Annotated in this window: 26 protein-coding genes; 14 read left to right on the forward strand and 12 right to left on the reverse strand. The window is 65.9% G+C overall.

The features are described 5' to 3' along the window. The first annotated feature begins 4 nt into the window (after positions 1-4). Positions 5-448: an arsenate reductase (glutaredoxin) gene (arsC, locus tag C3942_RS17030; protein WP_104231563.1), complete on the forward strand. Its 444-nt coding sequence runs from the start codon at positions 5-7 to the stop codon at positions 446-448. Beyond that, positions 445-1,194 (forward strand): arsenical resistance protein ArsH, encoded by a 750-nt coding sequence (arsH, locus tag C3942_RS17035; RefSeq protein WP_104231564.1) that lies wholly within the window; start codon positions 445-447, stop codon positions 1,192-1,194. Before arsC ends, arsH begins: the two co-directional genes overlap by 4 nt. Before the next feature lie 100 nt (positions 1,195-1,294). Here the strand turns inward: arsH and C3942_RS22725 are convergent, their stop codons facing one another. The 3 genes from C3942_RS22725 to C3942_RS17050 all read right to left on the reverse strand — a co-directional run bounded on the left by C3942_RS22725 (position 1,295) and on the right by C3942_RS17050 (position 3,722). Continuing rightward, positions 1,295-2,140, reverse strand: coding sequence for a sterol desaturase family protein (locus C3942_RS22725; RefSeq protein WP_165797503.1), 846 nt, complete (start codon positions 2,138-2,140; stop codon positions 1,295-1,297). 133 nt (positions 2,141-2,273) lie between these two features. After that, entirely contained in the window at positions 2,274-2,918 is a 645-nt protein-coding gene (locus C3942_RS17045; RefSeq protein ID WP_104231565.1) for a hypothetical protein, read from the reverse strand. A gap of 36 nt (positions 2,919-2,954) precedes the next feature. After that, positions 2,955-3,722: a helix-turn-helix transcriptional regulator gene (locus C3942_RS17050; protein WP_133164334.1), complete on the reverse strand. Its 768-nt coding sequence runs from the start codon at positions 3,720-3,722 to the stop codon at positions 2,955-2,957. A 238-nt stretch (positions 3,723-3,960) separates the two neighbouring features. Here C3942_RS17050 and C3942_RS17055 point away from each other — a divergent pair, with 238 nt between their 5' ends. The 11 genes from C3942_RS17055 (at position 3,961) to C3942_RS17100 (ending at position 14,058) form a co-directional block, all read left to right on the forward strand. Beyond that, complete coding sequence (locus C3942_RS17055; RefSeq protein ID WP_133164335.1) at positions 3,961-4,302, forward strand: hypothetical protein; 342 nt, start codon at positions 3,961-3,963, stop codon at positions 4,300-4,302. Positions 4,303-4,442: 140 nt separating this feature from the next. After that, a complete protein-coding gene (locus C3942_RS17060) occupies positions 4,443-5,687 on the forward strand; it encodes a TolC family protein (protein ID WP_165797504.1) in 1,245 nt (414 codons plus the stop codon). Further along, the gene (locus C3942_RS17065; RefSeq protein ID WP_165797505.1) at positions 5,680-7,062 is read left to right on the forward strand and encodes an efflux RND transporter periplasmic adaptor subunit; all 1,383 of its coding nucleotides are present in this window, start codon (positions 5,680-5,682) and stop codon (positions 7,060-7,062) included. The genes C3942_RS17060 and C3942_RS17065 overlap by 8 nt, the downstream gene beginning before the upstream one ends. Next, a complete protein-coding gene (locus C3942_RS17070; protein WP_104231570.1) occupies positions 7,059-10,202 on the forward strand; it encodes an efflux RND transporter permease subunit in 3,144 nt (1,047 codons plus the stop codon). The genes C3942_RS17065 and C3942_RS17070 overlap by 4 nt, the downstream gene beginning before the upstream one ends. A 101-nt stretch (positions 10,203-10,303) precedes the next feature. After that, on the forward strand, positions 10,304-10,648 hold the full coding sequence (locus C3942_RS17075; protein WP_133164336.1) for a hypothetical protein: 345 nt from the start codon (positions 10,304-10,306) through the stop codon (positions 10,646-10,648). Positions 10,649-10,750: 102 nt separating this feature from the next. Beyond that, positions 10,751-11,041 (forward strand): hypothetical protein, encoded by a 291-nt coding sequence (locus C3942_RS17080; protein WP_104231572.1) that lies wholly within the window; start codon positions 10,751-10,753, stop codon positions 11,039-11,041. A 22-nt stretch (positions 11,042-11,063) separates the two neighbouring features. Further along, positions 11,064-11,444 (forward strand): hypothetical protein, encoded by a 381-nt coding sequence (locus tag C3942_RS22100; protein WP_133164337.1) that lies wholly within the window; start codon positions 11,064-11,066, stop codon positions 11,442-11,444. Between the two features lie 251 nt (positions 11,445-11,695). Then, entirely contained in the window at positions 11,696-12,055 is a 360-nt protein-coding gene (locus tag C3942_RS17085; protein ID WP_104231573.1) for a four-helix bundle copper-binding protein, read from the forward strand. Continuing rightward, the gene (locus C3942_RS17090) at positions 12,052-12,252 is read left to right on the forward strand and encodes a hypothetical protein (RefSeq protein WP_104231574.1); all 201 of its coding nucleotides are present in this window, start codon (positions 12,052-12,054) and stop codon (positions 12,250-12,252) included. The genes C3942_RS17085 and C3942_RS17090 overlap by 4 nt, the downstream gene beginning before the upstream one ends. A 78-nt stretch (positions 12,253-12,330) precedes the next feature. Next, the gene (locus C3942_RS17095) at positions 12,331-12,756 is read left to right on the forward strand and encodes a DUF305 domain-containing protein (protein WP_207766127.1); all 426 of its coding nucleotides are present in this window, start codon (positions 12,331-12,333) and stop codon (positions 12,754-12,756) included. Between the two features lie 180 nt (positions 12,757-12,936). Further along, positions 12,937-14,058, forward strand: coding sequence for a hydrolase (locus C3942_RS17100; RefSeq protein ID WP_104231626.1), 1,122 nt, complete (start codon positions 12,937-12,939; stop codon positions 14,056-14,058). A gap of 39 nt (positions 14,059-14,097) precedes the next feature. Here the strand turns inward: C3942_RS17100 and C3942_RS17105 are convergent, their stop codons facing one another. Beyond that, positions 14,098-15,393 carry a type II restriction enzyme NmeDI-related protein gene (locus tag C3942_RS17105; RefSeq protein ID WP_104231575.1) on the reverse strand — a complete coding sequence of 432 codons (1,296 nt, stop codon included), beginning with the start codon at positions 15,391-15,393 and terminating at the stop codon, positions 14,098-14,100. A gap of 213 nt (positions 15,394-15,606) precedes the next feature. On the opposite strand from C3942_RS17105, the gene C3942_RS17110 reads away from it, so the two are divergent. Further along, positions 15,607-15,984 (forward strand): four-helix bundle copper-binding protein, encoded by a 378-nt coding sequence (locus C3942_RS17110; RefSeq protein WP_104231576.1) that lies wholly within the window; start codon positions 15,607-15,609, stop codon positions 15,982-15,984. 107 nt (positions 15,985-16,091) lie between these two features. Here the strand turns inward: C3942_RS17110 and C3942_RS17115 are convergent, their stop codons facing one another. From C3942_RS17115 to C3942_RS17150, 8 genes are read right to left on the reverse strand one after another with little or no spacing between them, the layout of a single operon-like run. Further along, a complete protein-coding gene (locus tag C3942_RS17115; RefSeq protein WP_104231577.1) occupies positions 16,092-16,592 on the reverse strand; it encodes a MerR family transcriptional regulator in 501 nt (166 codons plus the stop codon). After that, the gene (locus C3942_RS17120; RefSeq protein ID WP_104231578.1) at positions 16,589-17,107 is read right to left on the reverse strand and encodes a DUF411 domain-containing protein; all 519 of its coding nucleotides are present in this window, start codon (positions 17,105-17,107) and stop codon (positions 16,589-16,591) included. Before C3942_RS17120 ends, C3942_RS17115 begins: the two co-directional genes overlap by 4 nt. A gap of 19 nt (positions 17,108-17,126) precedes the next feature. Then, positions 17,127-18,179 (reverse strand): transporter, encoded by a 1,053-nt coding sequence (locus C3942_RS17125; RefSeq protein ID WP_104231579.1) that lies wholly within the window; start codon positions 18,177-18,179, stop codon positions 17,127-17,129. Beyond that, a complete protein-coding gene (locus C3942_RS17130; RefSeq protein WP_104231580.1) occupies positions 18,176-19,171 on the reverse strand; it encodes a rhodanese-like domain-containing protein in 996 nt (331 codons plus the stop codon). The genes C3942_RS17125 and C3942_RS17130 overlap by 4 nt, the downstream gene beginning before the upstream one ends. Continuing rightward, positions 19,168-21,531 carry a heavy metal translocating P-type ATPase gene (locus C3942_RS17135; RefSeq protein ID WP_104231581.1) on the reverse strand — a complete coding sequence of 788 codons (2,364 nt, stop codon included), beginning with the start codon at positions 21,529-21,531 and terminating at the stop codon, positions 19,168-19,170. Before C3942_RS17135 ends, C3942_RS17130 begins: the two co-directional genes overlap by 4 nt. A 16-nt stretch (positions 21,532-21,547) precedes the next feature. Continuing rightward, on the reverse strand, positions 21,548-22,618 hold the full coding sequence (locus tag C3942_RS17140; RefSeq protein WP_104231582.1) for a c-type cytochrome: 1,071 nt from the start codon (positions 22,616-22,618) through the stop codon (positions 21,548-21,550). A gap of 18 nt (positions 22,619-22,636) precedes the next feature. Next, on the reverse strand, positions 22,637-24,073 hold the full coding sequence (locus C3942_RS17145; protein WP_243393644.1) for a multicopper oxidase family protein: 1,437 nt from the start codon (positions 24,071-24,073) through the stop codon (positions 22,637-22,639). Beyond that, positions 24,073-24,387 carry a hypothetical protein gene (locus C3942_RS17150; RefSeq protein ID WP_104231583.1) on the reverse strand — a complete coding sequence of 105 codons (315 nt, stop codon included), beginning with the start codon at positions 24,385-24,387 and terminating at the stop codon, positions 24,073-24,075. Before C3942_RS17150 ends, C3942_RS17145 begins: the two co-directional genes overlap by 1 nt. Positions 24,388-24,412: the final 25 nt, after the last annotated feature.

The following is a 24,412-nucleotide window of genomic DNA, read 5'->3' on the forward strand; positions in this document are numbered from 1 at the left end:
GCCCATGAGCATCGATATCGTCATCTATCACAACCCGGACTGCGGGACCTCGCGCAACACGCTGGCGATGATCCGCAATGCTGGAATCGAGCCGCATGTCGTCGAATACCTGACGACGCCGCCCAGTCGGGCCTTGTTGGCCTCGCTCATCCAGCGCATGGGCATCCCCGTCCGGGACCTGCTGCGCGAAAAGGGTACTCCGTACGCCGAACTGGGTTTGGCCGATCCTTCACTTACGGATGACCAGCTGCTGGACGCGATGATGGAACACCCGATTCTCATCAACCGGCCAATCGTGGTTGCGCCGATGGGTGTCAAACTCTGCCGGCCCTCTGAGCTGGTGCTGGATCTGCTGCCGACCGCCCAGCAGACGCCCTTCTCGAAGGAGGATGGCGAGGTGGTCATCGATGCCGCCGGCCGGAGAACGACGCCGGGAACCAGGTCGTGAGCCGCGTTCGACTGCTGGCTGATCTAGACCATCTGCCGGCGCTGGATGCGCGCTTCGCGCATCAGCGGCCGGCACAGGAGCTCGGCGCGGAAGGGCATAAGCCGCGCATCCTGCTGCTGTACGGATCGCTGCGGCCGCGTTCGTTCTCGCGCTTTGCGACTGAAGAGGCAGCTCGGTTGCTGAATCAGTTCGGTGCCGAGACGCGGATATTCGATCCCGGCGATCTGCCGATGCCGGACCAGGTCGCGGGCGACAAGCACCCCGCGGTGCAGGAGCTGCGGGAGCTGTCGATGTGGTCCGAGGGCCAGGTCTGGTGCAGCCCGGAGCGGCATGGGCAGATCACGGGCGTCATGAAGGCCCAGATCGACCACCTGCCGCTCAACATGGGCGGTATCCGCCCGACACAGGGCCGCACGCTGGCGGTCATGCAGGTCAGCGGCGGCTCCCAGTCCTTCAACGCCGTCAACACCCTGCGCCTCCTGGGCCGATGGATGCGCATGTTCACGATCCCGAACCAGTCGAGTGTCGCCAAGGCCTACGAGGAGTTCGACGCCGAGGGGCGCATGCGTCCCTCGGCGTACTACGACCGGATCGTGGACGTGATGGAGGAGCTGGTCCGTTTCACCGTGTTGCTGCGGCCCCATGCGGGCTTGCTGGTGGACCGCTACTCCGAGCGCAAGGAAGAGGGCCGGCCGGTCGACATGGCGACGGACCTTTCGGCGATTGCCACGGCTCACCAGCGCTGAGCGGTCGCGATTCAGGAGCTGCTGCTCTGTCGTGAGCACGTTCCGCCGAGTGGGGAAGGCCCATGTCCTTAAACCGCCTTGGGACGGGCAGGTTGATCCATCAGCGATTTCGCATCGGCCAGAGAATCTGCCCCAGGTAGGTCGAGGGAATATCGTCATCCTTGAGGCCGACCTCGCCGCGCGCCGGGCTTCGCGGTGCGTCGTGATGGGTGCCGAACAGTAGGTCCCAAACGAGGAACACCTCGCCGAAGTTCACCTGCGCATCCTCGAACTCGCGCTTGTGGTGCCACCGGTGCATTTCCGCCACGCCGAGTACATGCCGGAAAGGCCCCAGCCGATAATCCAGATTGGCATGCTGGAATGCGAGATGGATGCTCATGATGCTGAGCCACGCTCCCAGGGCGATGGGTGTTGCGCCTAGCGCCAGCAGGGTGATCAAGCCGGGCCCCGCCAGGACCAGTGCCGACAGCGGATGGCGGCGTCCACCATTGAGCCAGTAGAGCCGTTCGGGCATGTGATGGATGGCGTGCAGCCGCCACAAGAAGCCGCTGATATGGCTGGCACGATGCATGGTGTAGAGGCCCAGGTCCATGATCGCGCCCGCCAAAAGGATCTGCGCCCACATGGGGACCGAGGTGGGCCACAAGCTGGGCAGTTCGGGGAGGAGCGCCCGCAGTCCGAAAGCGGAAGCGACGGCTCCCTGAATTAGCGCGTGGCTCACCAGCAGGTGCAGGACATCGACCCGGGTATCGCCCCCATGGTCACGGTTCCATGCCGGCTCATACGGTGCGAGTCGCTCCAGCACTGCCAAGGTGCCGATGCCGATGACCACGAGCAGGGGGAAGGCCGGCCAGTACGCGACGCCGCGACCGGCCAGTACGACCAGGAAAACGGCCAAGGTCCCCAGGATCAGGGGATAGGCGAGGTATCGAATTGCGGTCCGCATGGGGGCTCCTTGGATTCTGCGATGGGATGCAGACTACGCAGGAGCCGGGTACCGGGCTTGAACGTATTGGCTATCGCTTCGGCACGGCGCCCTGACGCGGCTGGGGCAGCTTTCCCGCAGACGAGCTGGCTGCCTACATGTGCGCCCCAGGACCGTGTCCACCGTGCATGAGCATCGCAACGAGCAAGAGCAAGAAGACCACCGCGGCCGCGAGGAAGCCTTTCACCCAACGGGGCAATCCAGCGATTGATCCAGCATCACGCCTATCGGTGCTGCGAGTGCCCAGCATCCGGGTACCGTATGGGGTGAGGCCGGCGGGCTTGTAGATAGCCAGGGCGGTAGTCACGAGCAGCACTCCAAGGCCTCCCGCGGCATGGACCAACAGCGAGAGCTGCAGGCCGGCGAAATCCTGTAACGAGACGGCGGTCTGAGCGGCGGCCGAGAGTGCGCTGATCGGTGTCAGCTTCAGCAGAAGTACGGCGGTGGCAAACGCCGTGAGCAGGAGTTTGATCGTCACCCAGTAGTGCCGGAACAGCCCCCATGCGGTGCCCATGGCTTGCATCAGCCCTGTCACCAGTGAGGTCGCGGCGAGCGGCAGGATGACGAACCAGGCCGTGATCCCCATCATCAGGCAGGCCGCCCGCACCATGGCGGGATCCTGGTTGGACAGGCTCACCAGCGAGTGCGCCAGGAACACGGCCAGCGCGCCGGCCCAGCCGATCGACGCGGTGACGTGGAAGGTCAGCATCAGCTTGCGGATGTTGGACGTCATGATCATGGCGGTTCGTTCCAGTGCCGAAAGGCGGTGGGGGACTCAGGCGTTTGCGCGCAGGGTCAGAAGAGGGTGCAGCAGGACATTCGGTGCAATCCCGAACGTGCTGCGAAAACTGCGCGACAGGTGCGCGGAGTCGGAAAAGCCACTGGCATGGGCGGCCTCAGTGAGATTGAGGCCACTGGCGATGGCGGCCAATGCGTGTTGCAGGCGCAGCCAACGCAAGTACGGACGCAGGGGCATGCCGGTGTGCGCGCGGAACAGGTGTGCGAAGCGGCCAGACGACAGGCCGGCCTTTTTCGCCAGTTGAGCGCCGGACAGGGATTCGGGCAAGGGCCTGGGAAGCGCGCCAAGGCAATCCTGGATACGCGAGTCCGTGAAGGGCTGCTCCGATGCCGCCGGGGCAGATCCCAGCAGACTAGCGATAGCGCGTTCCAGCATCCCATGCGTGTCGTCTGACAGTAGTTCGACCAAGCGTTGGCACTGAGCTTCCATCAGGGCGCGCGATCCGGGACCGCACCACTGATCGAGTCTTCGCCCCTGGCTCGACTCTCGTTCCAGATAGAGCAACAGCAGCGGATTCGGCCCGCTGGTGAGCTGGTGGGGATGATCGGCAGGAATGACGATCCCGGGAGCCCGGACCAAGCTCCCCGTTCCCACCCGTAGCTCGACGGCATCCGTCAGGCCTATCGCGAGCTGAACGGCGTGATGGCGATGGAGGGAGTGATCCCCGGCGGTACCGCTGAATAGCGCCCACCCGGGCTGAATGCTGGCCTTGCCTGTCCACATGGCGGCATCTTCATCATCCAATGCCGGCTATTCAAGGAGCTATTTCGGCCGAACCTTACCCGTCGGAGCAGGCATGGTTGCCGGGACCTTCGAGGTCTCAACGACATGCCGCTGATTGTCTGAAGTGAACTCCGGGACTGGGCTCCGCCTTTGATTGCGGGCTGCCGACAAGCGAGGACGGGTAACCGCTTGAAAATCATTGCGGAACGCCGCAGTGGGACTTAGAGTCATAGGCGTCATGAAAACGGGCCGGACATGGTTGAGCGTGCTGCTGGGGCTGGTGCTCCTGCTGCAGGGCTATGCCGTGTCTGCAGCGCCCCGGGCAAACCTCATCAAGGCACTCGACGCCGACATGGCCATGCAGATGGACATGCCTTGCCATGGCCAGAAGGCCGATGCCGAAAAAGTCGGCAAGCCTTCCTGTTGCAACGCCGACTGCCCGGACATGACCACCTGCGCGCTGGGGCACATCGCTTCGCCGGTGACCCTGACGCTGGATCCTCCTCGCGGCGACATCGCTGAGCCCAGTCTGTTTGTCGTGCGTGAAATTGCGCGCGCGCAGACATCCTTATTGCGACCTCCCATCCTCTCCCTCGGCTGATGCATAGCCGCAGCTCGGGCATCGCCTGAGCTGTTCCGGGCCGCTGCGCGGCCTATTGGTGGAGAGAGTGCATGTATCCCTTGTGTCGCCGCGCCCCTGCGCGGTACCGATGGCCGTCGGCGGTCGCCGCGGTCCTGCTGGTGTCGGCTGTCCTGCCGTCCTGGGCCGAAGCCGACGACGCCGCGCTGGCGCTCGGTGAAGTCGAGCGCCTGGCCGTGTCCGGCCAGCCTATCCTGGTCGGCCTGGAAGCCCAGGCACGCGCCGCACGGGAAACGGCGGTGGCCGCGCGCCAGCTGCCGGATCCGCAACTCGTGACGGGCATCCAGGACGTTCCCGTCAACACCTCCGATGCCTGGTCCCTGCGGCGCGATTCCGACACGCAGATCCAGGCCGGCCTGATGCAGGAGTTTCCGCGGGCGGAAAAGCGCCGCCTGCGGGGCGAGCTATCCGAACGCGAAGCAGGGCGCCTGCAGGCTGAGCATCATCTGGCCTGGCGCACGGTCCGGCGGGACGCGGCCCTGGCCTGGCTGCAGGTCTGGAAGTACGACCAGACCCTGCGTTTGACGCGGGATAGCCTGCGGGAAGCCGAGACCCAGATGCAGGCCGTCGAGATCGCGCTGCGGACCGGCAGCGCCACGCAAGCTGAGTTCCTGACCGCCCGACAGGAAGTGGACCGCATGAAGGATGCTGCCGCCGCCGCCGAACAGAGCATGGCGCACGCCCGCAATGGGCTCTCGCGCTGGATCGGTGACGAAGCGTTCCGCCCCGTGGCCGCGGATCTGCCTGAGCTGCCGGCATTGCCGTCCTTGGACGTGGTGCTGGAGCGCGTGCGACAGCACCCGCACCTGGCCGGTGCCGCGGCGCAAGTCGCCCTGACTCAGACCAGTGCTGACTTGGCTTCCGCCGCCTACAAGCCGGACTGGCGGGTCGAAGTCGGCTACGGATACCGGCCGGAGTTCTCCGAGATGGCCATGCTGCAGGTCGGCATCGACCTGCCGGTCTTCACCCGCAACCGTCAGGACCGCGCCGTCGCCGCGGCTCATGCTCAGCAGGAGGCCGCGACCGCGGCGGTCGATGATGCCGCTCGGCAACTGCTCTCGGAAGCGCGTCTTAATCACCAGGATTGGCAACGGCTGATTGCGCGCCTGAAGGCCTACGACGAGGGCCTGCTGCCGCAGAGCAGTAGTCGCATCACTGCTTCGCTCGCGGGCTGGCGGTCGGGACGCGGGCTGCTGCGCGACGTGATCGATGCTCGCCGCGGCGCCCTGGAGCTGCAGATGGCGCGCCTGGACCTGCAGTCCGACCTCGCCATGCACACCATCCAACTCAGCTATCTCGGTGCCTTCGAGGACGCCTCGGGTGCTGGAGACCCCAACCATGAATAAGAAGATATTGATCGCTCTGACTCTCGTGCTTGCGGCAGCCGCCGGCTTCGGCTGGTGGTACGCACGGGAGGGAGAAGGGCACCGCCACGAGTTGGTGAAGAAGGTGGATGCCCAGGGCCAGGCGTATTGGACCTGTCCGATGCATCCGCAGGTACGCCAGGATCATCCGGGCAACTGTCCGATCTGCGGCATGAAGCTGGTGAAGCGGGAGGACCAGCCCACTGCCACGCTTGCCAAGTCCTCTGCCACCGAGCGCCAGGTGCTGTATTGGTACGACCCCATGAAGCCGGAGGTGCATTTCGACAAGCCCGGCAAGTCGCCCTTCATGGACATGGACCTGCTGCCGAAGTATGCCGAGGAGACGGCCATGCCAGACGGCGCAGGCGTGACTATCGAGATCGACCCGCGCATGGCCCAGAACCTGGGCATGCGCACCGCGCCGGTCGAGCGTGGCACCTTCTGGCAGCGTATCGATGCCGTCGGCAGCGTCGCGGTCGACGAGCGTCGTATCGTGTCCGTGGAAGCACGCGCGGCCGGCTGGGTCGAGCACCTGGAGGTCCGGGCGGTCGGCGATACCGTGCGGCGCGGTCAGGTCGTGGCCGGCGTCTATGCTCCCGACCTGCTGGCGGCGCAGGAGGAACTGGCCCTGGCCCGCAAACTGGGCGACCCGACGTTGATCGATGCCGCCAGGACCCGGCTCAAGCTGTTGGGCGTCGGAGGTGGTTCGGGTGGTCCGCAGCGCCAGGTCGGCATCGTGGCGCCGCAAGGCGGCGTCGTCATTGAGCTGATGGTCCGCGAAGGGGGGCAGGTGACCCCGGGAATGCCCCTGATGAGGCTCGCCGACCTGTCGAGCATCTGGATCTTGGTCGAGGTCCCCGAGACGCAGGCCGGTTGGGTGGCCGTGGGCAAGCCCGCGGAGGCGCGCCTGAAGAGCCAGCCGGAGCGGGTGTTCGAAGGGACGGTCGACTATGTGTATCCGATGCTCGATACCCAGACCCGAACGCTCAAAGTGCGCCTGGTGTTCGACAATCCCGACCTGGCGCTCAAGCCCGGCATGTTCGCCGACGTAACCCTCTTCGGCGGAGCGAAGCGCGATGTCGTCATGGTCCCGAGCGAAGCGGTCATCCGTACCGGGGATCGCAGTGTCGTGCTGGTGGCCGAGGCTGCCGGCCGCTATCGGCCGGTTCACGTCGAGCTGGGCCCCGAGCGGCAAGACCAGACGGTGATCCTGTCGGGACTTTCAGAAGGGCAGCAGGTGGTCGTCTCCGGCCAGTTCCTGCTGGACTCCGAGGCCAGCCTGCGCGGGGCTTACCAGCGCATGGGCGGTCCGGCCAGCACCGATAAGGCTGCCATGGCTCCGGAGCCGGCACCGTGATCGCCCGCCTGATCCATTGGTCGGTCCACAACCGATTCCTGGTGCTGCTGGCGACGCTGCTGGTGACTGCCTGGGGACTGTACTCGGCGGCGCGCACGCCGCTCGACGCGATTCCCGACCTGTCCGACACCCAGGTGATCGTCCGCACCGTCTATCCCGGCCAGGCGCCGCAGGTCGTGGAGGACCAGGTCACCTATCCGCTGACGACGACCCTGCTATCGGTGCCGCACGCCAAGACGGTCCGCGGCTACTCGCTGTTCGGCGAGTCCTTCGTCTATGTGTTGTTCGAGGACGGCGTCGATCTCTACTGGGCGCGCTCGCGCGTGCTGGAATACCTGTCCCAGGTCCAGGGCCGCCTGCCGGCAACGGCGCGTGCGGCGCTGGGCCCCGACGCGACCGGCGTCGGCTGGATCTACGAGTACGCCCTGGTCGACCGCACCGGCAAGACCGACATCAGCCAGCTGCGCGCGCTGCAGGACTGGTTCCTCAAGTACGAACTGAAGACCGTACCGAACGTGGCCGAGGTCGCCACGGTCGGCGGCTTCAACCGCCAGTACCAGATCGTGCTCGATCCGGACCGGCTGCGTGCCTATCGCCTGCCGCTGGAAACGGTCGTCACCGCGGTGCAGGACGCCAACGGCGAATCGGGTGGCTCGGTGCTGGAGCTGGCCGAGACCGAGTACATGGTGCGTGCCAGGGGCTACCTGAAGTCGCTCGACGACTTCCGCGAGATCCCGGTGGGACTCGGGGACAACGGCACGCCGATCCTGCTGCGCGACGTCGCAACCGTGCAGTTGGGTCCAGAGACCCGGCGCGGCATCGCCGAACTGGACGGGGAGGGCGAGGTCGTCGGCGGCGTGATCGTGCTGCGCTCCGGCGAGAACGCCCAGTCGACGATCGTGGCGGTCAAGGAAAAGCTTGAAGTTCTGAAAGCCAGCCTGCCCCAGGGCGTCGAAGTCGTGGAGACCTACGACCGTTCTGCGCTGATCGACCGGGCCGTGGAGAACCTGTCTCACAAGCTGCTGGAGGAGTTCCTGGTCGTGGCGCTCGTCTGCGCCCTGTTCCTCTGGCACCTGCGCTCGGCGCTGGTGGCCATCATCACCCTGCCGATCGGTATCCTGGCGGCATTCATCGTCATGCATGCCCAGGGCATCAACGCCAACATCATGTCGCTGGGCGGCATCGCCATCGCGGTCGGCGCGATGGTCGATGCAGCGGTGGTCATGATCGAGAACGCCCACAAGAAGCTGGAGCAGTGGCGACATGCGCACGGAGGGCAGGATCCCGCCGGCGCAGAGCGGTTGAAACTGATGGCGGACGCCGCCGGCGAGGTGGGACCGGCGCTGTTCTTTTCGCTATTGATCATCACCCTGTCCTTCGTACCGGTCTTCACGCTGGAGGCCCAGGAAGGCCGGCTGTTCGCGCCCCTGGCCTATACCAAGACCTACGCGATGGCCGCCGCAGCCGCGTTGTCGGTCACGCTGATCCCCGTCCTGATGGTCGCCTTCATCCGCGGGCGGATCGTCGACGAGACTGCCAACCCTCTGAACCGTGCGCTGATCGCCGTGTACCGCCCGGTGATCGACAAGGTGCTGGCGCATCCCCGTGCGACGCTGGTAATCGCTCTGGTCGCCGCCCTGGCGACGCTGTGGCCGGCCACGCGTCTCGGTAGCGAGTTCATGCCGCCGCTGGACGAGGGCGACCTGCTGTACATGCCGACGGCGCTGCCGGGGCTGGCAGTCGGCAAGGCTGCCGAGGTGCTGCAGCAGACCGACCGCATCCTGAAGACCTTTCCCGAGGTGCAGCGGGTGTTCGGCAAGATCGGACGCGCCGAGTCGGCGACCGACCCCGCGCCACTGGAAATGGTGGAGACCACGGTCCGGCTCAAACCGCACTCGGAATGGCGGGAGGGCATGACCACCGAGAAGCTGATCGAGGAGATGGATGCAGCGCTGAAGATTCCAGGCATGGGCAATGTCTGGGTCCAGCCGATCCGCAACCGCATCGACATGCTCGCGACCGGCATCAAGTCGCCGGTGGGCATCAAGATCGCAGGCCCCGATCTGGCGGTGATCGAGCGGGTCGGCGCCCAGATCGAGACCGTGGTGAAGCAGGTCCCCGGCACCGTCTCGGCCTTCTCCGAGCGGGTTTCGGGTGGGCGCTACATCGAGGTCGTTCCTGACCGCCTCGCGGCGGCTCGCTACGGCATGAGCATCGCCGATGTGCAGCGCATCGTTTCCCTGGCCATCGGCGGCGAGAACATCGGCGAGACGGTCGAGGGCCTGCAGCGCTTTCCGATCAACCTGCGCTATCCGCGGGCCCTGCGGGACTCGGTGCAAGATCTGCGCGACTTGCCGCTGGTGACGATGCGCGGCGAGACGATCACCCTGGGCAGTCTCGCGACCGTGCAGATCACCGACGGTCCGCCGATGATCAAGTCGGAGAACGCCCGCCCGAACGGCTGGATCTACGTCGACATCCGCGGCCGCGACCTCGGGGGCTATGTCGCCGAGGCCCGCAAGGCCGTGGCTGAGCAGGTGCAACTGCCGCCCGGCTACTCGGTCGCCTGGTCGGGCCAGTTCGAATATCTCGAACGGGCCACCAAGCGCCTGCAGGTCGTCGTACCGTTTACGCTGGCAATCATCTTCCTGTTGCTGTACTTGACCTTCCGCAGCGCCGCGTCCGCGGCACTGATCATGGCGACCTTGCCCTTCGCCCTGGTCGGCGGATTCTGGCTGATCTACCTGCTGGGCCATCATCTGTCGGTCGCCTCCGGCGTCGGCTTCATTGCCCTGGCCGGCGTCGCCGCCGAGTTCGGCGTGGTGATGCTGATCTACCTGGACAACGCCATCGGCGAGCGGCAGGAGCGCGGCCAGATGCGCAGCCAGGCCGACCTGCGCGAAGCCCTGATCGAGGGGGCCGTGCTGCGGGTGCGTCCGAAGGCCATGACCGTCGCGGTCATCATCGCCGGCCTGCTGCCCTTGTTCATCGGGGCGGGCACCGGCAGCGAGGTGATGCAGCGCATCGCGGCGCCGATGGTGGGTGGCATGATCACCGCGCCCCTCTTGTCGATGATCGTGCTCCCAGCGGCATACCTGCTGCTCCGTGGACGTCGGCTACCGAAGGAAGGGAGTCCATGACAGGCCTTCGCCGGAACGGGACAGCAACCGCCCGGTCCAAATCCTGTAGGCCGGGCAGGAGTAACCGCGTGCGCCGAGGAGTCTGGGCCGTTCTGATCGTCATGGCGACGCTGCTGCCCTGGCGGGTCGCGCTGGCCTGTGCCCATGACGCCGCATCCATGCAGCAGCGTTGCTGTTGCACCGACGCCATGGCGCCGTGCCCGCAGGTCAGCAGCGGCGTCGGCAAATGCTGCAAGCAGGTCGTCGCTCTGCAGGCTCAGGTGAGGGACGCCGAAGCCGACGCGCTTCCGACCTTCTCCGGCGACAAGACGCCCGCTCCGCCACCGTTGTCGCATCTTGCGCCCGACTGGATTGGGCATCCACCGCCATTGAAGGCTCCCGGCACGTCTCCGCCGGGCCTTGCTGGAACCCGCACCTACCTGGTTACGGCCCGCCTGCGACTGTAGGAGCGGCGAGGGCCCGCGCGCCAGCGGGCCTGGATTCACCTCGACGACAAAGACCGGCATGCCTGACATGCCTTGCATTCCTGTTGCCCGAAGAGGTCATCCATGAACACTGCAGTCATCCCGATCCGCCGGCTCGTCCTGGGCCTGGTCGCGATCATCAGCCTGGTCCAGGCGGCACAAGCCGCACCGACCTACGGCCCGCGCAACACCCTTCACGCCAGCGCGGAGGCGACGCCTTGCCCGGCGCCGGCGCCGGCGGTTACGCGGCAACTCTGGGACGGTGCCAACAAGCGCCGTGTCGAGGTCACCGTCCTGGCGCCCTGCGACATCGCGCCGCAGACCCCACCGACGAACTGGGTCGGCCCTCGGGGCACGATCCCTGTCGCCCCGTAAGTTTCCTCTCAAGGAGATCATCATGAACACCCATCTGCTTGCTGCACGCATCACTCGCTCCATGGCCGCCGCTGCGTTGCTGGGGGCGGCTTCTGCCGGTGCCTGGGCACATCCGGCACAGGAACCCCCGGCACCCGGAAGCTTCGAGGCCATCATGAGCGTCAAGGACCCGGGCAACTACGGTCTAAAAGCCGCCGGTGATGCCCCGATATCACCGCGCAGCGAGGGGCTTCCTGGATCGTTCGAGGCGGTGATGTCCGTCAAGGACCCCGCGCATTGGCGTCCAAAGGCCAGCGTCGAACATGAAAGCTGCCCGACCCAGTCCGCGTCGCCCGGTTCCTACGAAGCCGTCATGGCGGTGAAGGATCCGGGGCACTTCGGTCCTGCGCCCTGTCGGCGTTAGGAGGTCATGGGCAAACCAACGGGGCGCCACAAGGCGCCCTGTTTTCTTCAGGGGTCCGCCGACGTCGCCGAGCCAAGGGTTGCAGTCTGCAGGGAAGCGCAGCGTCAGGCCCGCAAATCTCACGCTCCACGAATGGATGGCTATCCAGGGTTTTCGGCCATAAGACGCTGAGGCACAAGGCCCTTTCAGCCATGGCATGCCAACTGCCCCGATATGGCCGACAAACAACCGTGAACGTGGGAGTGACCGCCATGCCCGATGTCGAAGCGCCTTCAATCCAGCTCTGTATCGAGGCCTCCCTCGAATGCCACCGCCTGTGCGCCGAGGCCGCGTTGCGACCGCAATCGGCCGGCATCCGAATCGGCTCAGACCCTGCCGCGACCTTGCTCAACTGTGCGGAACTCAGCCTGGTGACCGCGCACTTTCTGATGGCCAGGGCACCTGAGCAGCACGCGGTGGTCCAGGCCTGCGCGACAGTGAGTCGCGCCTCTGCCGAGGCGCTTCAAGACCTGACGGGTTTGCAGGACTGCGTGCAGATTTGTCAGGTACTGGCCGAGAGTTGCCTGCAACTACTTCGTCTCCCGGCCCCGCCGAGGAGGGCCGTAGCATGAGCCCCACTTTCGCCGTGCGCTGTGCGCGACTCTTGTGGGTTGCCGCATTCGTAGCGCTGGTCGGCGCCTGGATCACGGATCTGTTCGGTCCGCTGCTGGGATTGAGCTCTGCTCATCTCTTCGCAGACGCCACGGTCCTCGCGTTGCTATCGCTGGGCATGTTTGCCGACGCGTGGTGGCATCGCCAGGGAACGTAGCTGGACGCACTCCCGGTTCACATTCAAAAGATCGTTTGCCACGACCCGACCGGGTCATTTCACCCACGAAGCACCATCATGAAGAAGTCCAATATTTTCACCAGACAGACCATTGCACTCGCGCTTGGCGTGGTCTTTGCGCTCGGCGGCGCGCCCGCGGTTGCGGAACAGCCTTCGATGTTCAAGGCCACTGACCCCGGCAATGGCTACCAATTGGCCGCAGCCGATGCCACCAAGCCCGCGGGGGCAAAAGGCGGCGGAGGCATGAAGGATATGGGCGGCATGAAGCCGATGGACGGTATGTCCATGACTGGCGATGCGGACTATGACTTCGCAACCAATATGCGAAAGCACCACCAGATGGCCGTGGAAATGTCCGAAGCCGAGCTCAAGGAAGGCAAGCATCCGGAGATGCTGGAGATGGCCAAGAACATCATCGCCGCGCAGAAGAAGGAAATCGCCGAACTGGATCGCTGGCTCGCCGCGCACAAGAAGCCGAAGTAGTCCTGGCGCAGCAGTGAAAGAAGCCCCCGCCGGCCCGGATAGCACGACGCTGCCGGGCCGGTCTTAGCCCCAGGAATGCGCGCGGCGGCTCGCGATCGGCGCGTACAAAAAGTGGACTCCACCATGTGCACTGAGAAGGTCCGGAGCCGAAAAACCATGCCAGAGACGTCCCTGAAGCCGATGCCGGCTGGCCAACGCCACGGCCGGATACTTCAAAGTCGCTTCCGGCCACATCCCCTGTTGGCGGGCGCACATCTACAAACCATCGCGACCCTGTTGCGGCCCGCACCTAAGCTGGCCCTTCGACGCGAGCGACTGGAATTGACTGATGGAGATTTCGTGGATCTGGGCTGGAGCGGGGACCATAACGCCAGTGGTCCTTTGGCGGTGCTGGTACATGGGCTTGCAGGCGGCTTTGAGTCCAAGTATCTGTTGGGTACCGCCTGCCAACTGATCACGAAAGGTTGGCGCACGGTGATCTTGCAGCTGCGCGGCGCGGGGCCGGAGCCGAACCGCTTGCACCGCTGCTACAACCAGGGTGATACCGAAGACCTGCGCTATTTCTGGCATCTGTTGCGCAAGCGAGAGCCTGAGGCGTTCATCGCTTCGCTGGGCTGGTCGCTGGGCGCTAACGTCACCCTCAAGGCACTGGCGGAGGAGGGTCCGTTGGCCCCGATCAATATCGCAGCAGCAGCCTCGGTGCCCTTCATTATCCGACCGTGTGCAGAGCGCCTGCGCACCGGCTTCTCTCGCGTTTATCAGAAGCGTTTGCTCGACGCGGTGAAAATCGCTTTGCGGCGCAAGCATCGCCAGGTTCCGCTATCGGCTCTGGTCAATCTGTCCGCCGCACTAGCGGCGCAGGATTTCATCGAGTACGACGAGGCCTGCACGGCGCCCCTGGCCGGTTACCGCAACGCGGAGGACTACTACGCGAACGCCTCCTGCGGACAATTTCTAAAGGATATTCAGCGCTCGACCCTCGTGGTGCATGCGCTGGATGATCCCTTCATGACGGCCGATATCGTTCCCAATGTGGAAGCCTTGTCGCCCCAGGTGACACTGGAATTGGCGCACAACGGCGGGCATGTAGGTTTTGTGAGCGCCGGCACGCTGGGCCGGCCGTACTGCTGGCTCGAACGCAGACTGGCGGAATTTCTGCACGCTGGGTTTGAACGTCAAGCAGCCCCGCAGCCTCGCGCCCGGGATGTGAAGGGCTGGACGGGAGGCGACTTCAATCGTCTGTGGGCCTGTAGCGAGGATACCCGCGCACCTGAGGCCTCGGTGGGCCTGCGGCTTCGCTAGGAAACCCGTCGCGAGCCCGGGCTTCTGCCCGGCCTGCGGCTAACGCAACGGAGCGGCGAGGCTGAGCATGCCCTTGAGCCCCGTGCCGAACCGAGCCAAGGCGGTGCGGTGTTCGCGCAGGGCGCCGTAAGGCAGATAGTGGAGCTTCAGATCGGAAACCCGGCTGAAGGCCGGCCGACCCAGTTGTGCACGCACCTGCTCCTGCCGATCGTCGGGGGCAACGAGGAAATAATTGCCGGACGCCGGTTCATCGAAGGAGAGCGCGAGGTCCAGCATGCGCACGATGCCTGAATAGATACTGGTCGTGTGCTCGACCTCGAAGGCCGCGGCAATCCGCTCCTGGTCGGGGTCGATCCACAGCACATCGATCAGCCGGATCGATTCAGCACTGCCGGCCGCGGCGATCCTGGGGGGCAAAGTGTCGACGCAGCCATCGGCCAGGCGGCCGCCGCCGTAGGGCCTTGAACGGTCGTTTGCGGCGATCCAGACCAGATAGCCCAGCGCCTGACCCAGGTCCCTCAGCCAGCCCTGCACCTCGGTATGGGTGAGATCGCCCTCGGCCGCTGTCAGAAGCGCGCTGCTGACACGAGCCGACTGCTCGCGCACCAGTGCGAGGTCCGCCCGCCATTGGGCGATCAGCTCCTCTTCGCCACCGATCGCCGGCGCCGTATAGCGGCCGGAACCGATATCGAACAGCAGCCCGCCGATGGCGCCGAGGTCATTGGAAAGCAGCTGACGGTACCGCTGGTTGAATTCGAGGATGCCCCGGCGCATGGCCAGGTATTCCTCCCAGCTGCCGAGTTTGGCCTGTGCTCCGGTCAGCAGGTTGTAGCCGCGCACGATCGCGGTGTTGAAGGGCGGTATCAGGGTGGGATGCAGGAAGTACAGAAGGTTTGCGGCCGCGGGTCCCAGACCCTTGATGTGCTGCGCGTCCAGTTGCTGGATCGCCGCCAGCACGGGTTCTTCAGTCTGGCAGCAGGCGCAGCTGTGCAGGAAGCGCCCGAAGGCGCGCTGATTGTCCGGGTTCTCGTAGATGTCCGGGATGCGCAGTTTCGGCTTCCAGAGAAAGGCATGATCGGCGCCCCGGAAAATCTGGCGCTGTTCCGCGATGCTGCTGACCACCGTCTCCAGCGAGGATCCCCGGTAGGCGTTGCCGAAGCGCCCGGCATCGATTTCTTCGACGACCGCGGCAAGGCCCCGCCGGATGGAGCGGAAGTTCTTCAGTCGCTCCTCCCACAGGAACCAGCTTCGGTAGGTTGCGGCGGGGTCTTCACGCCAGACCTCCAGCATTTGCCGGGTCGCGGCAGCAATGTCTTCGGGTGCAAGTAAATTCATTGAGGAGCGCGTTGTCGGAAGGAAGCCTGCAGTCTGCAAGTGGCTGCGGCAGAACCGCTCCATTTTGCAGGGAGCGGCGTGGGACCACGGTCCAGAGATTGCGGGCCAAGCACCTGAAGGGGTTGTCCTTCTGGAGCAGGCATGGCTGCTGCACCCGAAAGGCGGCGGGCCTTCGCGGTCCGCCGACCACTATTCTTAATTGGAGACAATGACATGGCCCACGAACAATTCCGAGAATGCATTGAAGCCTGCCAGGCCTGCGCCGACGCCTGCGATCACTGCGCAACCGCCTGCCTGCAGGAGCCCGACGTTCGGGAGATGGCCCGCTGCGTCGCGCTCGACATGGACTGCGCGCAGGTCTGCCGCTTTGCCGCTTCGGCGATGGCTCGCGGCAGTGAGTTCGCCGGTGCGATCTGCCAGCTCTGCGCGGAGATTTGCGAGGCCTGCGGCGAGGAATGCGAACGCCATTCCCCTGACCACTGCCAGCAGTGCGCCGAGGCCTGTCGGCGCTGCGCGGAGGCCTGCCGACAGATGGCGAGCAAGGCTCCGGCACGCGGCTCCGAACAGGGCACGGCCACCGCCGCCCACTAGTCGACGCAGGCGGACGACAGGGCCCGGCAAGGCGGCGTCGCTTGCCGGGCGCTTCGTCGGGAACCAGAGGGGGTGGACCGCTGAAGCCGGCGTCGGCATGGCGGCGTTCATCGGACCTTGGCCTGGTAGCTGTCAGGCCCCAGCAGCGCGGCGATGATGGAGGCGCGACCCGTAGCGCGGCCCTTCGCCTTGCCGGCGTGCTGCCGCAAGCGGTCCCGGATGGCGGTGAGATCATGAATGCGGCGCTCGATCTCGCGAACCCTCGGTTCGATACCCGATTCCAACTTGCCGCTGAGGTCACCCTGATGCTCAAGACGCAGGATGTCGGCAATTTCGTCCAGGTTGAAGCCCAGGGCCCGCACGCGCCGGATGAACCGCAATCGATCGACGTCATCCGCGCCAAAGTTGCGATATCCCGATGTCGCTCGACGCGCCTTGGGCAAAAGCCCCAGGCGTTCGTAAAACCGGATCGTGTCGACCGTGGTGTCCGTGAGCTTGGCGAGACGGCCGATGGTGACGCGCGGTAAGGCCTGAGCATCGTCGGAAGTCGGCAGCGCAGAGAGTCCACCCGATCGTCGCGGCGGCGTGCCTCGTCGGTGCGCGCTCATGGCGCCGCCGGTCCGTGTTTAGCGAATACCGACGGCGGGGCCTCATCGCTGAACAGCAGGACCTCGTAGGGGTCGACGCGATCCCCTTGCTCCATGCCGGGAGATCCGATCGGCATGCCCGGCACCGCGAGCCCCTTGGCCTTGGGACGCTCGGCCAGCAGCCGTCGGATTTCTTCCGCGGGCACATGGCCTTCGATGAGGTATCCCCGCACGATAGCCGTGTGACAGGACGCCAGGTCAGTAGGCACACCCAGCCGGGTCTTGAGTGGATTCATAGCGTTTTCATTGCGCACGTCGACCGAGAAGCCCGCGTTCCGGAGGTGCTCGACCCATTTGGAACAGCAGTGGCAGGTGGGGCTTTTGTAGACGACCACGTCATCCGCGGCCGCGGCCGCGGCCGCGGGCGGCGCGGATAGCTGCCGGTAGGCCCCGCCAATGAGGAACAGCGCGGTGAGGCCAGCGGCGAGGGCGACGAGGAGGGGACGGCGATCCCGGTGGGCGGTGCGTGGATTCATGATTGGCATCTCATAAGGACTACAGGAATCGCCATTGCCAGTTCAGCCGTCCGAGAAAAGTGGTCTTGAGTTGCGGTCCATCCAGGTCCTGGTACACCGGCGCGCCGACCTCCAGAAACACACGCTGTTGCTCGGAGCGGGGGCTCTGGCCTGGCCTCAGGTCAAAGCCGACCAGGAAATCCAGCCGCTTGCCGCCCTGCAGGGACGGATCCTTGGTCGGCTCGTCCGCGGGATCGAGTTCCGCATCGGCGCCGCGGATGTTCTCGACGCGGCGGGCCTCGACGCGCGCCGAGGCATTGGCCACCTCGTTGAGGCGACGGATCATCCACAGGCCCAGCCGATAGTCGTTGCCGAGTCGATAGCCGTTGTCGTTGTCGCCGACACGAAGAGTCGGCAGGAACTCCGCGCCCCAGCCCCATTGCGCGGCCTGTCCCAGGTAGGCGACTCCAGGACTCAGGGAAACGGTGCCGGCGCCCAGCTGCATGGGGTATTCCAGGCGCATGCCGTTCATGCGCTCGTCGATCGAGCCGGTCGGCAGGCTGAGGCCGGCATTGAGCACAACGCGATGGCGCAGATCGGGCTGCGCATAGACGACGTACTGCGCACGCAGTCCGACATCGCCGATGCCGCTGGTGCGTTCGTTGAACCGCTCGCCGTCGGCGGTGAGATGCTCCATCGACTTGACGAGGTAGGGCAGCGTTGCCATCAGCGCCAGATCGTCGGTCGCCGCGTACATCAGCATGCCCATATGCATCTGCATGCTCATCTTGGTGGGCGCGGCGAAGTAGTTCTGCAGGATTTCACCCTCGCTAATCCGCCCGGTGCCATCAAGGTTTCGGTTCATCCGCTCGTAGCCGTATTCGTAGGCCGCCATCCATTTGCTGCCATGACCCAGCATGAACGCCGCCGGCTGTAACCCATGGGTCATGGTGGCCATTTGGTCCATGTTCCGTGACGGCACGGGAATGACGGGATAGGTCGCGGGTTCCGGTGTGGAACGATCCTGTGCGAGTGCCGGAATGGTGCTGACCAGCAACGCGATCAGCAGGGAGGCCTGCGAGTATGGCTTCATGTTTTTCTCCTCCTGGACGACTGATGAGTCAAATACACCGAGACGGGGGCATCGAAGCCCTTGAGGTGCTGCGGCTCTGCGTGCAGCAGGAAGGCATTGGCATGGTCCTGCTGGCTTGCACGCGCGTGGTTCATGACCGCTTCGGTTGCGGCAATGCCGCCCGGAGGGGCGAGCTTGAGCAGGCGTGCCGCGGTGTGCACAGCCGTGCCGATGAAGGAAAGTCCACGGCGTTCGCGGCCGCCAATCCGGCCAATAACCAGCGGACCGAAGTCCAGGGCCATGCGCACCTCGGGGAGGTCGGGGCGGGTTACGCGGCGTTCGGCGAGCGCATCACGAATGGCGAAGGCCGCGGGTAGGCTCTCCGTGGGACTGGCGAAGTACAGCATGGCACCGTCACCTTCGAAGTCATGGACATCGCCGCAGTGGCTTACGGCGATTTCCGTCACGATCTCCATGAAGGCCTGCACCAGGCCGAGTACCTGCTCGGGGGCATGGGTCGCGAACAGGCGCGTGGAGTCGACCATGTCGACGAACAGCACGGCCAGGTCTCGGCGGGCGGGCAGGGCCAGGCCTCTCAGGAATGCGGCTTCCGCAATGAGATCGCCCTGCGGTTCCTCGGCCAGGACCGTCCACCCGGCAATCTGACGCCGGGCTTCGGGGGCGAGCACCGCAGTGACGCCGCCGCCGGCAAGCCAGGCGGGCCATCCGCCGTCCAGGACCGCGATGTCGCGGTATCCCGCCGCGTCGAGCCAACGTGCGACGCGAGTGCTCGAAGCCTGTCCGTTGCACAGGCAGTAGACGACGATCGGCGTCGAGCGCGGCAGATCGGGAAGCTGTGGCGGCTGCTCGTCCATATGGATCGGAACCGCATGCGGCAGCGCCAGCGGCTCACGTCGAAACGCGTCACGGCGCCGGGCATCGAGCAGCAGCGGCGCGGGAGAGTGCCGAAGCCGCTCGCTCAACGCTGCGGGCGTGATGCGGCCGATGCTCAAGTGGCCTCCGGCCAGAGCTGTGCCGAACGCAGCCGCAGCGCATTGGCCACGACCGACACGGAGGACAGGCTCATCGCGGCACTGGCGAGCATGGGCGACAGCAGCAGGCCGAAAAACGGATACAGCACACCGGCCGCGATAGGCACGCCCAGGGCGTTGTAGACGAAGGCCAGGAACAGGTTCTGGCGAATGTTGCGCATCGTGGCGCGGGACAGGGCCACGCTGCGCGCGATGCCGCGCAGGTCGCCCTTGAGTAAGGTAACGCTGGCAGACTGCATGGCCACATCGGTGCCCGTGCCCATCGCGATGCCGACATCGGCCGAGCTCAGCGCCGGAGCATCGTTGACGCCGTCACCCGCCATGGCAACGCGGCGGCCTTCGCGCTGCAGGCGTTGCACGACGCCGGCCTTGTCCTGGGGCAGGACGTCGGCGATGACCTCGTCAATGCCGAGTTCTTGGGCGACCGCGCGTGCGGTGCGCTCATTGTCTCCGGTCAGCATCAGGATTCGCAGGCCAGCGGATTTCAGGGCCGTAACGGCCTCTGGCGTGGAGGCCTTGATCGCGTCGGCGACAGCAATGATGCCGGCGGGCCGGCCGTCGATGGCCACGAATACTGCGGTCTGTCCCTTGAGCCGGGCCAGTTCCGCGGGGCTGATCAGGGCTTCCGTCGGAATCCGGCGAGCTTCAAGCAGACGCTGGTTCCCCACGAGGACCTTGCGATCGCCGACGGTTGCCCAGACGCCGAGTCCCGGATCGGAGCCGAACTCCGTGGCTGCAGGGATGGACCCCGAAGTGTGTTGCGCGGCCGCTTCGACGATCGCGCGACCCAGGGGATGTTCGCTCAGCGCCTCCGCGGCGGCAGCCAGGGAAAATACTTCCGCCTCGGAGAACCGACCCACGGGCAGCACCGAGCGCAGGCTGGGTTTGCCTTCGGTCAGGGTGCCTGTCTTGTCGACGACGAGAGTGTCGATCTTCTCCAGGCGCTCCAGGGCGGCGGCGTCCTTGATCAGGACGCCTGCCTGGGCGCCGCGACCGATCCCGACCATCACCGACATCGGCGTCGCCAGGCCCAGCGCGCAAGGACAGGCGATGATCAGGACGGATACGGCGACCACCAGCGCCGTCGCCAGCTGCGGCGGTGGGCCTGCCAAGGCCCAGATCACCGCGGCGGCCACGGCCACGGCGATGACCGCCGGCACGAACCAGGCCGAAACCACATCGGCCAGGCGCTGGATCGGCGCACGCGACCGTTGTGCCTCCGCGACCATCTGCACGATCTGCGCGAGCAGGGTGTCCTTGCCGACGCGGGCGGCGCGCACCAGCAGGCTGCCGCGGCCGTTGATGGTGCCGCCGGTGACACTGTCCCCGGCCTGCTTGCGAACCGGATCGGGTTCACCGCTGATCATCGACTCGTCGACATGGCTCTCGCCCTCGACGACTTCGGCATCCACCGGAATCTTTTCGCCCGGCCGCACCCGCAGGCGGTCGCCCGTTTGCAGGTGCCGCGCATCCACATCCGACTCGTTGCCCTGGTCGTCGACCCGGTGGGCGGTCTTGGGCGCCAGTTCGAGCAGGGAGCGAATGGCGCTGGAGGTTTGCGAGCGTGCGCGCAGCTCCAGGACCTGTCCCAGCAACACCAGGACCGTGATGACCGCGGCGGCCTCGAAGTAAAGCGGCACCGCACCGCCTGACATGCGGAACGTCTCGGGCAGAAACCCCGGCACCAGGGTCGCCACGATGCTGAAGGCGTAGGCCGCGCCGATGCCCAGCGCGATGAGCGTGAACATGTTGAGACTGCGCTGACGGATCGACTGCCAGCCGCGGACGAAGAAGGGGGCGCCCGCCCAGAGAACCACCGGCGAGGCCAGGATGAGCTGGCTCCAGCTCCACAGCCCGTGCCCCAGGCGGCGCATCAGGTCCAGGCCGGGAACGAACTCGGCCATCGACAGGACCAGCAGGGGCAGGGTCAGGGCGAGCCCGATGCGAAAGCGCTTGCGCATATCGCGCAATTCGCTGTCGTCCTGCTCCAGCGACGGCGCTTCCGGTTCCAGGGCCATGCCGCACTTGGGGCAGCTTCCCGGTCCCGGTTGACGCACTTCGGGGTGCATGGGGCAGGTATAGATCACGCTGCTGTCGAGCCGCGGAGCATGCGAGGGAGAGCCATCACCGGCGGGCGGTGACGGCGGCGCCAGATACCGGGCCGGATCGGCGATGAACTTCTGGCGGCAGCGTTCGCTGCAGAACACGAAGACCTTGTCCTGGAATTCGTGGCGCAGCGCCGTGACCCGGTTCACCTTCATGCCGCAAACCGGATCGCGTGCCATCGGCGTGCTTCCGGAGTCTCCACAGCAGTCGCTCATGGCTCTATCCCCGCGCTCAGGTCGAAGGCGCCGCGACGGCAGCGTAGTCCTGCGAGGACCAGTGGACGTGCTGCACCCGCCAGCCCTGAGGGGTCTTGCGCAGCAGGATCGTCTCGGTACTCAGTACGTCGATGGGCCGGCCCTTGGACGACTGTCCACGGATGCGGTACTCCGAGTTGACCCAGGCACTGTCGCCGCTGCTGCCGGAAACGCGCTTGAGCAGATCGATCTTCGAGGCCTTGAGGAAGGCCGCATCCGCGCCGGCGTGCAAGGCCAGGAACTCGTCGCGCGAGCGCTCGGCGCCGCCGCCCTCGTAGACCAGCAGGTCGTCGGTCAGCCAGTACGAGAGGACCGCCCGATCGCCCGCCTTCAAGGCCGATCGGAAGGCTTCCACGGCCTTCTCGGCCTCCGGCGCGGCCGATCCAGCCTCCGGCATCTGCATTTGCGACATGTCCATGCCGCCATGGCCACCGTGAGCATCGCCGCCCGATGGAGGCGCCGCAGCCGGCGCCGCGTCGTCGTGATCCATGCCCGAATCCCCTTCGCCCCGCGCCGTGAGGATCTGGTATTGCTCCGGGGTCAGCGAGGGCAGCTTCTGGAGAAACGCCACCATCGCCCAGATGCGCTGATCGTCGTGCGTCGCGCCCCAGGCCGGCATCGCGGTCATCTTCAGACCGTGCTTGATGATCCAGAACTGGCGGGCGGCGCTGGCCTTCTCGTCGCCGTGGTCGTGCTCATCCTGTCCTTCCCCGTGCATGCCGGCCGGCATGGCCAGGTTGGGAGGCTTCGGATACAGGCCGATCGACATGTCCGATTCGCTCTTCCCCGGCTTCAGGTGACAGCCGGCGCACATGTCGTTGTAGTCCGCGCCGCCGGCCAGCAGCATCTGCGAGTCGTCGAGCGCCGGTACAGATATGTTCTTGGTGCGAACCGCGATCGAGCGCTCGCGCAGGGTCTCCAGGGCCAGGTAGACCGGCCTGGTGTGAGCGTCGTCGGCCCCGATGGGGTAGGCCCCGGAGTAGATGAAGCCGATGGCGCCGAGTACGCCGACGACCAATAGCAGGAGCAGGGGTTTGAGGAATTTCATGACCAGGCCTTTGGGAGATCAGCCGCCGTGTTGGGAGTGGTCCATCTTCGGCATGGCCGGCGTCGCTGCCGGCTCCTGCCGCGGTCCATACGGATCACGCCGCGGCGGATTGCCGAAGTCGGGATCACTGGAGATACGCCGTGCGATCTTGTCGGGTGGATTGCGGTACCAGCCCGGATCGCGGTAGTCCCCGGCCGGCTGGTTGTCCCGCACCTTCACGACCGTGAACATGCCGCCCATCTCGATGGGGCCGTACAGTCCTTCGCCGGTCATCATCGGCAGCGTGTTCTCGGGACCCTTCAGGCCCATGGCCACATGGCCACCGTGCTCGGCCATGCCGTAGCGGCCCATGGCCCCATAGCCGGGCAGCATCTTGCGGATGTCGGCTTCCACGCCGGACTGGTCGACGCCGACCAGGTTGGGGATGCCATGTCCCATCGGCCCCATCGTGTGATGCGCCATATGGCAGTGGAAGGCCCAGTCACCGGGTTCGGTAGCGACAAACTCGATGTCGCGGATCTGTCCGACACCTACGATCTCGGTCACCTCGCGACGCCATTGCGCCTCGGGCCAACGACCGCCATCCGAGCCGGTGACCCAGAACGGATTGCTGTGCAGGTGTATCGGGTGATTCCACATCGACAGGTTGGCAATCCGGATGCGCGCTCGCTCGCCGGTGCGCATCACCAGGTTTTCGATCGCCGGGAAGGTCTTGCTGTTGAAGGTCCACAGATCGAAGTCCTGCATGATGCTGGGGTCGGGGCGATAGGTGCCCGGGTGCAGTGCCCAGTTGTGCAGCAGGAAGGTGTAGTCGCGGTCGATCTGGACGCCTTCACCGTCCTTGGGATGGATGATGAACATGCCCATCATGCCGAACGCCATCTGCGTCATTTCGTCGGCATGCGGGTGATACATGTGCGAGCCGTGCTGCTTGAGCGTGTACTCGTAGACGAAGGTCTCGCCCGGCTGGATGTGCGGCTGGTTCAGACCGCCGACGCCATCGAAACCGTTCGGCAGGTCGATGCCATGCCAGTGCACGCTGGTCGGCTCGCCCAGGCGATTGGTGACGAAGATGCGCACGCGATCGCCCTCGACCGCCTCGATCGTCGGCCCCGGGGTCGTCCCGTTATAGCCCCAGCACTTGGCTCGGGAGCCTGGCGCGAACTCGTGCTCGATCTCCTCGGCGACCAGGTGGAACTCCTTGACGCCGCCTTTCAACTTGTACGGCAGGGTCCAGCCATTGAGCGTGCGCACCGGTAGGTAGCCCTGCGGATGCCGCTTGATCGTGGCGGGCACCTTCAGCCCAGGGGCAGGGGTGCTGGCCGTCCCGGCGCCGCGCATGCCCGGCATGTCGGCCATGTTGTGGCCCTCGTGTTGGGCGAGGGCGGGAGCGCTGGCCAGAAGGCCAGCGCCACTCGCGCCCATCATCTGCAGCAGGTCGCGTCTCGTGACCATCAGTGGCCTCCGTGACCGTCAGCAGGCGGCTTGCCGCGACCCGACTTCTGGTCCATGCCCTTCATCTGGGAATGGTCCATGCCACCCATGCCGTCGGCCGGCTTCTTCTGGCCCATGCACTTCTCGTGCATCGCCTTGGCCACCGGGTCGTTCATGTCCATCTTCGACATGTCCATGTTCTTCATCGAGGCGCAATCGGGGCCGGCCTTCGCGGCGGCGGCTTCCTTGGCGTGCTCGGCCGGATCGTGGGCCCAGCTGCCCTGCGCAAACAGAACAGCGGCGGCGACCAGGGTGCTGCGGAAAAGCGTGTTCATCGGGTAACTCCTACGTGAGAAACGC

Source organism: Solimonas fluminis, assembly GCF_002930645.1.
GTDB classification, from domain to species: Bacteria; Pseudomonadota; Gammaproteobacteria; order Nevskiales; family Nevskiaceae; genus Solimonas_A; species Solimonas_A fluminis.